The organism is Bradyrhizobium lablabi, assembly GCF_900141755.1.
GTDB classification, from domain to species: domain Bacteria; phylum Pseudomonadota; class Alphaproteobacteria; order Rhizobiales; family Xanthobacteraceae; genus Bradyrhizobium; species Bradyrhizobium lablabi_A.
Map to the genome: position 1 here is coordinate 3513587 of NZ_LT670844.1, position 11481 is coordinate 3525067.

The window sequence follows — 11481 nt, forward strand, 5'->3', positions numbered from 1 at the left end:
TCAGCCAATACTCGGTGCCATGGATTGCTTCGCTGCGCTCGCAATGACGGTCAGTTACTCGTGCCCTCGGTATCGTTGAGCACGTGAAAGGCCTCCTCGAGCTGCGGCGAGATCGGGACGTTGAGCTTCTCGCCGGTCGGCAGCCGTGCGACGAACCATTTGTTGTAGAGCGGGATCAGGTCACGGTTCGAACCGAGCTTGTGGAAGGTGCGTTCCACCACCGCCGCAAGCTGCGGCTCGCCCTTGCGGAACATGATGCCGTAGGGATCGTAGGACAGATAATCGCCGGTGACTTTAAACTTGTCCTGCGCCTTGTGCCGCACGATCAGGCCGTACAGCAGAATGTCGTCGGTCGCGAACGCGTCGGCCTTGCCGTCGACTACCATTTGGTAGGATTGCTCGTGGTCGCCGGCCGTGACGATGTTCAGGCCGAGCGAGAACTTCTTGTCGACATTATGCATCGCCTGCTCGTTGGTGGTGCCCTTTGTCACCACCACGGTCTTTCCCTTCAGGTCGGTTGCCGCCGAGATGTTTGATGCCTTCGGCACCATCAGTTTGGTGCCGGCGACGAACATCAGCGGCGAGAACGCCACCTGCTTGGCGCGCTCCGCGTTGGCGGTGGTCGACCCGCATTCGAGGTCGATCTTGTTCTGCAGCACCGCCGGAATGCGGTCATCCGAGGTGACCTTGACATATTCGATCTTCAAATTGGCGTCGTCGACCTCGACACCGATCTCGTCGACGATCGCTTCGCAGAGCTCGAGGCTGTAGCCGATCGGCCGGTTGGCCTGATCGAGAAACGAAAACGGCGGCGAAGCCTCGCGATAGCCGAGATGCACGACATGGGTCTTCTTGATGTTGGCGAGCGTCGGGCTAAGCCCTTCGCCGCCGGTCTGGGCGCTCGCGGCCGTTGTCAATAGACACGCTACCAACAACAGGCCGCAGGCCGGGACAGATCGCCCCAGGGTTTGGCGCATGGTTTCCTCCCATCAATGGCCGGCCATCGCGGGAATTTCGCCGGCGATCATATCCGGCGGCACGACGTCGTCGGGGCCAAGCGCGTGTTCGGGCGCGAGTTCGCCCTCCCACTTCGCCACCACCGCGGTTGCCAGCGAGTTGCCGATCACATTGGTGGCGCTGCGTCCCATGTCGAGGAACGTATCGATGCCCATGATCATCAACAGCCCCGCCTCGGGAATGCCGAACTGGCTCAAGGTCGAGGCGATCACCACCAGCGAGGCGCGGGGAACACCGGCGACGCCTTTCGAGGTGATCATCAAGGTCGCCAGCATCGCCAGCTGGGTGCCGAGCGACATTTCGATCTTGTAGGTCTGCGCGATAAAGATCGAGGCAAAGGTGCAGTACATCATCGTGCCGTCGAGATTGAAGGAATAGCCGAGCGGCAGCACGAAACTCGAAATCCGCGACGAGGCGCCGAAGCGGTTGAGGCCTTCGAGCGTCTTCGGGTAGGCGGCCTCCGAGCTTGCGGTCGAGAACGCGATCATCAGCGGTTCGCGGATCAGCCGCAGCAGATGGCTGTATCTCGGCCCGATGACGACGAACCCGACCATGACCAGGATGCCCCACAGGATCATCAGCGAGAGATAGAAGCCGCCCATGAAGACCACGAGCTTCCACAGCACCAATAGACCGTTCTTCGCCACCGTCGCGGTGATCGCCGCCCACACCGCGATCGGCGCGAACAGCATGACATAGCTCGTCACCTTCAGCATGATGTGGCCGAGGTCATCGATCAGCGAAAGGATCGGCTTCGAGCGCTCGGGCATCGCGCCCATCGCGACCGAGAAGAACACCGCGAACACCACGATTTGCAGGATCTCATTCTGCGCCATCGCATCCGCGATCGAGGTCGGAATCAGATGGGTCAGGAATTTTTCGATCGAGAAGGCCGACACCGGCAAGCCCGTGGATTGCGTCTTGTCCGGCAAAGTGCCGGGGAAATTCGCACCGGGCTGCAGCAGATTCACCATCACGAGGCCGAGCAGCAGCGAGATAAAGGACGCGCTGACGAACCAACCCATGGTTTTCGCAAAAATCCGCCCCAGCTTGGCGCCGCTGCCCATATGGGCGATGCCGCCGACCAGTGTTGCGAACACCAAGGGCGCGATGATCATCTTGATCAGGCGCAGGAACAGCATCGCGATCAGGTTTACGTCAGCGGCGATATCCGCCCTTATATCGGGAAGATAATTGAAGATCAGCGCCCCCATCACGATGCCGAGCGCCATCGCGACCAGAATATATTGCGTAAACCTGTTCGACATTTGCTTACCCCCGTAAGTTCCGGCGGCGACGAGTTTGGCAGATTTTGGGGGCGACGCAACTCGCTTCCCCGGATCGACGGGTTTGCTACAATGTTCCCGTTGCGGGATGAACGTCCGCCGACTAGCGTCGTGCGCAACGCACAATGTGTGCAGGGTGCGCGTTTCCTGCGCGTCAATTGCATCAAGAAGCGTCACTTCGAGGGGAGAGAAAGCCATGAGCGACACCGTCAACCGACAGGTCTTGCTGGTCGAGAAGCCGGCTGGGAAACTAGGGCCGGAGCATTTCAAGATGGCCAAGGCGACCATCCCCGAGCCCAAGGACGGCGAGGTGCTGGTGCGCCTGCGCTACATCTCGCTCGATGCCGCCAACCGGGCCTGGATGCACGGCGCGACCTATCGCGCGGCGGTCGAGGCCAACACAGTGATGGCCGGCGGCGGCATCGGCGAGGTGGTATCGTCGAAGGCGCCGGGGCTTGCGCCGGGCGACATTGTGTTCGGCGATACCGGCTGGCAGGATTACGCGGCTGTCCCCGCAAAACATCTGACCAAGATGCCGAAGGTCGAGCCGATGACGCATCTGCTCAGCGTCTACGGCATCGCCGGCCTCACCGCCTATTTCGGACTGCTCGACATCGGCAAGCCTAAAGCCGGCGAGACCGTCGTGGTGTCAGCCGCGGCCGGTTCGGTCGGCTCGATCGTCGGCCAGATCGCCAAGATCAAAGGCTGCAAGGTCGTCGGCATCGCCGGCGGCAAGGACAAGTGCAACTGGCTGACGCGTGAGCTCGGCTTCGATGCCGCGGTCGATTACAAGGACGGCGCGGTGTTCAAGGCGCTCAAGGCCGCGGCGCCCAACGGCATCGATGTCTATTTCGACAATGTCGGCGGCGACATTCTCGAGGCGTGTCTGTCGCAGATGAACAATCGCGGCCGCATCGCCTGCTGCGGCGCGATCTCGCAATATGACGGCGTGCCGTCGGCGCATGGCCCGCGCGGCGTGCCCGGCCTGATCGTCGTAAAACGTCTCATCATGCAGGGTTTTATTGTGATGGACTTCATGGATCAACGCGATGAGGCGCTGAGCGATCTGCAATCCTGGGTCGCCTCCGGCAAACTGAAGGTCCAGGAGGACGTCATCAACGGGCTGGAGAACACGCCGAAGGCGCTGATTGGATTATTGGCCGGTGAAAACCGCGGCAAGCGGATGGTGAAGGTGTAAGGCTCGGAGGTCGAGGCGAACTAAAGCGTGGACTCGTAATCTCCAGTTAGGGGAGACTCGTGCGACGCAGGGATTTCATCACGCTTCTCGGCGGCATAGGAGCGGCGGGCGCGTGGCCGGATTGCACGCGCGCGCAGCAGCCGGCAATGCCAGTAATCGGATTTCTCAGCAGCTTTACGACCAATCCGCGATTTGTTGCCGCGTTTCGTCAGGGCCTTGGCGAAACCGGCTACGTCGAGGGCCAGAACGTCGCGATCCAATACCACTGGGCGGAGGGAGGCCAATACAATCGATTGCCGACGGTAGCAGCGGAACTGGTTGGCCGCCGAGTGGCTGTGATTGTGGCAAGCCCAATTCCCGCGGCCCTCGCTGCTAAGGCGGCGACCACGACGATTCCAATCGTTTTCGCGATTGGCAGCGATCCGATCGAGTCCGGTCTTGTGACCAGCCTTAACCGGCCGGGTGGAAATATTACCGGCGTAAGTTTTCTTAGCGTCGAGTTGGGGGCGAAGCGACTTGAACTGCTGCGCGATCTCGTACCCAAAGTCGCTTCAATTGCCTTGCTCGTGAATCCGAACAATACGAATGCGGAGCCGCAGACCAAAGAAACCCAATTGGCGGCGGCGGGACTTGGACTGGATCTCGATGTCCTAAAAGCCAGCACAAGAGCCGATTTCGATCAGGCCTTCGCGACCCTGGTCCGACAGCGGGCCGGTGCCCTGGTCGTCAGCGCCGACCCGTTTTTCATCAGTCAACGTGATCATCTGGTCGCCCTGGCGGCGCACCATGCGGTGCCCGCGATCTACTATGCGCGCGAGTTTGCGGAGGCCGGCGGCTTGATGAGCTACGGGTCCAACTTTGCTGCTGCGAATCGTCAGGCGGGCGTTTATGCGGGGCGGATTCTCAAGGGCGAGAAGCCGGGTGACCTTCCGGTCATGCTGTCCGCCAAGTTCGAGTTCGTGATCAACCTCAAGACCGCCAAAGCACTCGGGGTTGAAGTGCCGGCAAAGCTTCTCGCGCTCGCCGACGAGGTGATCGAATAGCGATCGCGTGGCGTAAGCCTCTCAATGTCCGGCCTGCGGGCTCGTCTGCGCCGCGGGCGCCTTTCCCTTGTGCGACGTGAGCCAATTCTCGAACCGCTGCACCACGACAAAGAAGCTCGGCACGAACAGCACGGCGAGGCAGGTCGAGGCGATCATGCCGGAGAACACGGTGATGCCGATCGATTTGCGGGCGCTGGCGCCGGCGCCGCTCGCGAGCACCAGCGGCACCACGCCGAGGATGAAGGCAAACGACGTCATCAGGATCGGCCGGAAGCGGGCGCGCGCCGCCTCTACCGCCGATACCACTAGCGACTTACCGTCGCGCACATGCAATTCGAGCGCGACCTCGACGATCAGAATGGCGTTCTTCGCCGACAGCGCGATCAGGAGGATCAGCCCGATCTGGGTATAGAGGTTGTTCTCGATCCTTAAGCCCGTGAGCACCGCCATCGGGCCGATCAGCGAGAGCGGCACCGCGAGGATCACGGAGATCGGCGCGTACCAGCTTTCATATTGTCCGGCCAGCACCAGGTACACCAAAAGAAGAGCCAGGCCGAACGCCAGGTAGATCTGGCCGCCGACGGATTTCTCCTGATACGACATCGCCGTCCACTCATAGCCAGTCCCCGGCGGCAAGGTTTTTGCGGCGATCTGTTCCATCAGGTCGATCGACTGGCCGGAGCTGTAGCCCTGGGCCGGCAGGCCGATGATGGTCGCGGACGGGTACAGATTGTACAGGCTGATCAGCGAGGGCCCGACCGTCGGCGTGATGGTCGCGACCGTCCCGAGCGGGATCATGTCGTCCTGGCTGTTGCGCACCATCAGGTTTTCGATGTCCCGCGGGGTCAGGCGAAACTTCGCGTCGGCCTGGGTGTAGACCTGAAAGGTGCGGCCGAATTTGTTGAACTGGTTGATGTAGCTCGATCCGAGATAAGAGGACAGCGTCGAGAAGACCTGGTCGGTCGTGACATGCAGGGTCTGGGTCTTGACCCGGTCAACCTCGACGTCGAACTGCGGCACCATCGCACGGAACGGCGCGTTAACGCGCTGCAGCGCGCTCTGGGTCTGCGCGTTGGCGACGATGGCGCCGGTGATGGCCTGCAATTTGCCGAAGTCGGAATTGCCATCGCGCAGCTCGACCTGCATGGCGAAACCGGCGGCATTGCCGATGCCTTGAATGGGCGGCGGTGGAATCACGAGGATCCGCGCTTCCGGGATCGCCGCCAGTTTCTGGTTCAGGCCGATGATCAGCGACCGCAGATCCTCGCCCGGACCGCGCTCGCTCCAGTCCTTCAGGATCAGATAGGCGACGCCGGCATTGGCAAGGCTCGACGAATTATCGAGCGCCGATATGCCGGCAATGCTGATCACCTGATTGACGCCCGGGGACTTGCCGGCCAGTTCGCTGACCTGATCGAGCACGCGCTGGGTGCGGTCGAGCGCGGCGCCATCCGGCAACTGCACGGCGGTGAGCAAATAGCCCTGATCCTCGATCGGAATGAAGCCGGTCGGAACCCGCGACAGGCCGTAGCCGCCAATGCCGATCACGATCAGCGCGACGATGACCGACAGGTTGCTGTTTTCGGCCATACGGCCGATCAGCCGGCCGTAGCCCCGCTCCAGACGGTCATAGACCGCGTTGAAGCCGCGATAGAAAAAGTTGCGCTGTTCGGGCGGCACCGGCCGGCGTAGCCACAACGCGCATTGCGTCGGCTTCAGCGTCGCGGCGTTGACGGCGCTGAGCAGCGCGGTCGCGGCGATCACCAGCGCGAATTGCGAGTACATTCGCCCGGTCAATCCCGGCAGGAAGGCCGACGGCAAGAACACCGAAATCAGCACCAGCATGATGCCGATGATCGGCCCGAACAGCGCATCCATCGCGGCGATCGCGGCGTCATGGCCGGACATGCCGCGTTCGATATTATGGGCCGCGCCTTCGACGACGACGATGGCGTCGTCCACCACGATGCCGATCGCGAGCACGATCGCAAACAGGGTCGAGAGGTTGATGGTGAAGCCGAGCGCCGCCATCGCCGCGAAGGCGCCGATAATCGTCACCGGCACGGTGGTGGCCGGCACCAGCATCGCGCGCCAGTCCTGCAGGAAGATCAGGATCACGACCAGCACCAGGAAGCCGGCCTCGATCAACGTCTTGTAGACTTCGTCGATCGAGGCCGAGACGAATTTGGTGGTGTCGAACGGCGTGTCGTATTTGACGTCCTGCGGGAACTGGGCGGCGAGCGTCGTCATCTTCTTCTTGATCGCCCTCTCGACATCGAGCGCGTTGGCGCCGGGCGACTGGAAGATGCCGATGCCGGTGGCGGGCTTGTTGTTGAGCGAGAACACCTGACTGTAGGTCTGCGCGCCGAGCTCGACCCGGCCGACGTCGCGCACGCGCGTGACGTCGCCGTTATTTCCGGTCTTGACGATCACATCCTCGAATTCGCTGGGATCATCCAGCCGGCCGTTGACGTTCAGCGTATATTGAAACGCCTGTCCGGCAGGCGTCGGTGGCATGCCGACCTGGCCGGCGGCGACCTGCTGGCTCTGCTGCTGGATCGCGTTGATGACGTCCTGCGGCATCAGCCCGCGGACCTGCAGCTTGTTCGGATCGAGCCATACCCGCATCGAATACTGGCCCGCGCCGAACACGGTCACATTGCCGACGCCGGGCAGTCGCGACAGCTCGTCGCGGAGGTTGATGGTGGCGTAGTTTGAGAGAAACAGGCTGTCATAGGTCGAATTCGGCGACGTCAGGGTCACGAACAGCAGGATCGCCGTCGACTTCTTCTGCACCGTGACGCCCTGGTTCTGCACCGATTGCGGCAGCTGCGACAGCGCGCTCGACACCCGGTTCTGCACCAACACCTGCGCGAAATTGAGGTCGGTGCCGATCTTGAAAGTGACGGTGAGCGAATAGGTGCCGTCGGCGCCGCTATAGGACTGCATATAGAGCATGTCCTCAACGCCGTTGACCTGCTGCTCGATCGGCAGCGCCACGGTGTCGATCACGGTCTTGGCGCTGGCGCCGGGATAGCGCGTCGTGACCGACACCGTCGGCGGCACCACGTCGGGATATTGCGCGACCGCGAGGCTGAACAGCGCCACGCCGCCAATCAGGATCATCAAAATCGCGATGACGTTGGAAAGGACCGGCCGCTCGATGAAGAATTTCGAAATCATGACCGGTCCTATTTGGCCGCTGCCGGCGCCGCTTCGGCCTTCTGCACTTGCGGATCGACTTTCTGGCCCGGGATCGCGCGCAATAATCCGGCGATGACGACGCGGTCATCGGCCTTCAGGCCGCTTTCGATGACGCGCAGATCGCCCTCGACCGGCCCGGTCTGCACCTTGCGCTGCTCGACGACGTTGTCGCCGTTCACGACCAGCACATATCGTCCGGCCTGATCGCTGCCGAGCGCGACGTCGGGCACCAGCAACGCGTCGTGCTGCTGCACCAGCGGAACGCGGACGCGGACATAATACCCCGGCAACAGGACGCGATCGGGATTTGGCAGCAGGCCGCGCACCGCCAGCGTTCCGGTCGACTGGTTGACGGTCGGCGCCGCATAGTCGAGCTTGCCCTTGTGCGGATAACCGGTTTCGGTCTGCAAGCCGACCTCGATCGCAACCTGCTTGAGATCGTCCGACGTCAGTCCCCGCCGCAAGGCGTCTGCCCGAATCCGCAGCACATCCTGTTCGTTGACGTTGAAATTGACGTAGATCGGGTCGAGCGCCACGATGGTCGCAAGCTGTGTCGGCGACGACGCGCCGACCAGCTCGCCGACCGAGATCAGATGCGCGCTGACGATCCCGTCGAAAGGCCCGACCACCTTGGTATAGCCAAAATTGACCTCGGCGATCCTGGTGTTGACCTGGGCCTGCTGCAGATTGGCTTGGGCGTTGTCGCGGTTGGAGGTCGACGTATCCAGCGTCGCCTGCGACACGGCTTGCCTCGCGACCAGATCCGACTGCCGCTTGAAATCGGCATCGGCCTGCTTCATCGACGCCTGCGCGCCGGCCTCAGCGGCCTGGGCTTGCTCGAGTTTTAGCTTGTAGGTATCGGGCTCGATCGTGAACAGCGTCGTGCCTTCCTTCACGAAGGTGCCGTCCTGGTAATTGATCGATTGCAGAAAGCCCTGTACCCGCGCGACCAGATCGACGCTCTTGATCGGCGCGGTGTTGCCGGTGGCCTCGAGATAACGCGTGATACTCCGCGCCACGGGAGGCGCGACCTCAACCTTCGGTGGCGGCGGCGGCACAAAACTATTTTGTTCGCAGGCACTTAATGCGACGCACGCGAATATGACGAAAGCAATACGGGAGGCGGCGGCTGCTTGCCCCACGCTGCCGTTCAACGTGATGCATGCTGGCGAACACGAAGGCTTCATTCCCGTGGCCTCATTCAATTTTGCGCTTGCGAAGATATTTGTTCTGAGCACGGCTTTCCGCGATCCATGAATAGCAACAATCTACTTGCAGTGAAACCCGAAACCGAAAATGATGCCGGCCGCGAAAATTGGTCTGTCACCTCTTTTGAAATTTCACTTCAGCGGTGCTCAAGCGACAGCGAAGGATTTCTCAAAATGATCGACACGTTAAAACGTTGGGCGCCAATCGCAACCACCATATTCATGGTAGTGACGCCGGCACTCGAAAACGAACATGATGCCGGCCGCTAACATTGGTCTGTCACCTCTTTTGAAATTTCACTTCGATTGCAGCGGCGGCTCAAGCGACAACGATAAGGATTTCTTAAATGATCAGCACGTTAAAGCGTTGGGTGCCACTGGCAACCGTCATATTCATGGGAGTGACTCCCGCATTTTCGCAGGCGCCGACCGATGCGCAACGCGGCGCCATCCGGTCCGAATGCCGTTCGGATTATGAAGCCCATTGCGCCAGCATTCCGCCGGGCGGCGCGGCGTCGCTGCAATGCCTGCAGAAAAACATGTCGAGCCTCGCGCCGGGCTGCCAGGCCGCCGTGCGCGCGGTAGAAGCCCCGGCCGCGCCCAAGGCCGAGACCGCCCCTGCCGCCGCTCCGGCCAAGGGCACTGCTGAGACCACGGCTCCGGCTGCAGCCCCCAAAGCTGCGGCGAGCACCACGGCGAAAAAGCCAAGCAGCGCGCAAATTTCGGCCATTCGCAGCGCGTGCCGCTCCGATTATCAAAAAGTCTGTGCCGGCGTGCCGACCGGAGGCGCGCCTGCCCTGCAATGCCTGGAAAAGAACAAGTCGAAAGTTTCCGCAGGCTGCGCGACCGCCGTCAGCGCCGCGACCGGCGGCGGCGCCGCACCGGCGGCAGGCGGCGCGCCGGCAGCGGATACGGCGACCGCAAGTCCTGGGGCAGCAAGTCCTGGGGCAGCAAGTCCTGGGGCAGCAAGTCCGGGAGCGGCAGCCCCCGCCGCGGCGCCGCCACCCGCGCTGGCGCTGCGCCCGATGCGGCCGCGCGAAGAATTGTTCGTGCTGCGATCGGCATGTGGCGGCGACGTCCGCTCGCTTTGCGCCGGCGTTCAAGTAGGCGGTGGCCGCGTCATCCAGTGTCTGGCGAGCCAGGCCGCCGCGCTGTCGCCGGCCTGCAAGGAAGTGCTGGGCCAGTTCGCCGCGCAGTAAGAGAGAATTGCGCACATGAGCCGCCGGCGGTCCGCATTGCTTTGCACGACCGCCGGCTATTCGCCGCGAAAAGCGAGGATCAACTGGACCAATCGGACCGACAGCACGAAGTAGCAGAGCGACATCGCGATCTGGTAGGCGGCGTGCCACTTCAGCCTTGCAAGCTTGGAAAGGCCGTCGACGAAATTCAGGATCAGAAGGACGATGCCGAATAGCTCAACGCCGAGCCCGACCAGCCCATGACGGAGATAGCCGAACAGAACGATCGCCGGTTCGTTGCTCGAAACATGGGCGCCCGCCGAGATGATCAATGTCGCGACGATCATTCTTTCGGCGTAACCAAAAATTTGCGTGCAGGCTTGTTCGAGATGTTCAGCGTAGAAAGCAAGCCATCTGGTTTTGATATCCTGCATGGTTTCTCCTGGCGTGCTCAACCCGCGATTTGTCGGAGTCAATAATTCCGCGCTCAAGCAACAATAACGATCCTCAGAAATGAAACTACAGATGTTACGCGTCATCATGATTGCGGCCGGCTTGTGCGTGTCCGAAGCGGCGTTCGCGCAGGAATTGACCGCCGAGCAACGCAATGCCTGCATGGGCGACTATCAGAAATTTTGCAAAGGCACCACGCCGGGCGGCGGGCGGATCATCGCCTGTCTCTCCAAATCGAGCGACAAGCTGACGCCGGCCTGCCAGAAGGTGCTGGCTGCCGCGGAGAAGAAGTAGCTAGGTGCACTCCCTCGCCCCGCTCGTCGCGTCTCGCTTCTCCCTCGCCCCGCTCTTCGCGGGGAGAGGGTCGGGGTGAGAGGCTGTCGCCGCGTCAAGAACGAGGATTTTGCCAAGCGTCGTGCCTCGCCCCTCACCCGAAATTCGCTTCCCGCGAATTTCGGGCTCTCTCCGCAGAAGAGCGGGGAGAGGTTAGGCAACAGCCAGCGAGCGCACTACGTTCCGCTGACCACGGTGTCGCGACAGCGTCGCCGAAACTCTGATCGGCGTGGAAACAACCTGGGGGCGCAGGCGCCCCGTAAATGACACGCTTCGGGCGCATCCCAAAGCGCGTCCGCAGAACATTACAAAAATCAAAAGAGGGCAATGAGGGAGGAGAACATGCGTTCATTTTTGCTCATCGCATCTGCCGTTGTGGCCTTTGCCGCGAGCATGACCTGTGAGACGACTGACGCCAATGCGGTCGTTTGCGCCCGCGGCGTCTATCGCGCCGGCTGTGCGGGCGCCCGTGGCGCGGTTGTGGTGCGCCGGCCGGTCGCTGCCTGCCGCAGCGTGCTGGTGAATGGCGTCTGGGTTCGCCGCTGTGTCTGAGCCAGGTTC

The 11481-nt window shown here is 62.0% G+C and carries 12 protein-coding genes; 7 read left to right on the forward strand and 5 right to left on the reverse strand.

What is annotated here, in order from left to right:
- Positions 1 to 50: 50 nt before the first annotated feature.
- Both B5526_RS16370 and B5526_RS16375 read right to left on the reverse strand, forming a co-directional pair.
- The gene (locus tag B5526_RS16370) at positions 51 to 977 is read right to left on the reverse strand and encodes an amino acid ABC transporter substrate-binding protein (RefSeq protein ID WP_079539511.1); all 927 of its coding nucleotides are present in this window, start codon (positions 975 to 977) and stop codon (positions 51 to 53) included.
- Positions 978 to 989: 12 nt separating this feature from the next.
- Complete coding sequence (locus B5526_RS16375) at positions 990 to 2285, reverse strand: dicarboxylate/amino acid:cation symporter (RefSeq protein WP_079539513.1); 1296 nt, start codon at positions 2283 to 2285, stop codon at positions 990 to 992.
- 214 nt (positions 2286 to 2499) lie between these two features.
- Here B5526_RS16375 and B5526_RS16380 point away from each other — a divergent pair, with 214 nt between their 5' ends.
- Positions 2500 to 3501: an NADP-dependent oxidoreductase gene (locus tag B5526_RS16380; protein WP_079539515.1), complete on the forward strand. Its 1002-nt coding sequence runs from the start codon at positions 2500 to 2502 to the stop codon at positions 3499 to 3501.
- Between the two features lie 59 nt (positions 3502 to 3560).
- Positions 3561 to 4544 carry an ABC transporter substrate-binding protein gene (locus B5526_RS16385; protein ID WP_079539517.1) on the forward strand — a complete coding sequence of 328 codons (984 nt, stop codon included), beginning with the start codon at positions 3561 to 3563 and terminating at the stop codon, positions 4542 to 4544.
- Positions 4545 to 4565: 21 nt separating this feature from the next.
- Here B5526_RS16385 and B5526_RS16390 read toward each other — a convergent pair whose 3' ends face one another.
- Positions 4566 to 7727, reverse strand: coding sequence for an efflux RND transporter permease subunit (locus B5526_RS16390; RefSeq protein ID WP_079539519.1), 3162 nt, complete (start codon positions 7725 to 7727; stop codon positions 4566 to 4568).
- Positions 7728 to 7735: 8 nt separating this feature from the next.
- Complete coding sequence (locus B5526_RS16395; protein WP_244562365.1) at positions 7736 to 8863, reverse strand: efflux RND transporter periplasmic adaptor subunit; 1128 nt, start codon at positions 8861 to 8863, stop codon at positions 7736 to 7738.
- Between B5526_RS16395 and B5526_RS39015 the strand changes: the two genes are divergently transcribed.
- The 3 genes from B5526_RS39015 to B5526_RS16405 all read left to right on the forward strand — a co-directional run bounded on the left by B5526_RS39015 (position 8751) and on the right by B5526_RS16405 (position 10155).
- Positions 8751 to 9005: a hypothetical protein gene (locus tag B5526_RS39015; RefSeq protein ID WP_244562439.1), complete on the forward strand. Its 255-nt coding sequence runs from the start codon at positions 8751 to 8753 to the stop codon at positions 9003 to 9005. The genes B5526_RS16395 and B5526_RS39015 overlap by 113 nt on opposite strands.
- On the forward strand, positions 9002 to 9226 hold the full coding sequence (locus B5526_RS16400) for a hypothetical protein (RefSeq protein ID WP_079539523.1): 225 nt from the start codon (positions 9002 to 9004) through the stop codon (positions 9224 to 9226). The genes B5526_RS39015 and B5526_RS16400 overlap by 4 nt, the downstream gene beginning before the upstream one ends.
- A gap of 77 nt (positions 9227 to 9303) precedes the next feature.
- On the forward strand, positions 9304 to 10155 hold the full coding sequence (locus B5526_RS16405) for a cysteine rich repeat-containing protein (protein ID WP_079539525.1): 852 nt from the start codon (positions 9304 to 9306) through the stop codon (positions 10153 to 10155).
- Between the two features lie 56 nt (positions 10156 to 10211).
- Here the strand turns inward: B5526_RS16405 and B5526_RS16410 are convergent, their stop codons facing one another.
- Positions 10212 to 10568, reverse strand: a complete 357-nt coding sequence (locus tag B5526_RS16410) for a hypothetical protein (protein ID WP_079539527.1) — start codon at positions 10566 to 10568, stop codon at positions 10212 to 10214.
- Positions 10569 to 10659: 91 nt separating this feature from the next.
- Between B5526_RS16410 and B5526_RS16415 the strand changes: the two genes are divergently transcribed.
- The gene (locus B5526_RS16415) at positions 10660 to 10881 is read left to right on the forward strand and encodes a cysteine rich repeat-containing protein (protein WP_079545049.1); all 222 of its coding nucleotides are present in this window, start codon (positions 10660 to 10662) and stop codon (positions 10879 to 10881) included.
- Between the two features lie 381 nt (positions 10882 to 11262).
- Entirely contained in the window at positions 11263 to 11472 is a 210-nt protein-coding gene (locus tag B5526_RS16420; protein WP_079539529.1) for a hypothetical protein, read from the forward strand.
- Positions 11473 to 11481 lie beyond the last annotated feature (9 nt).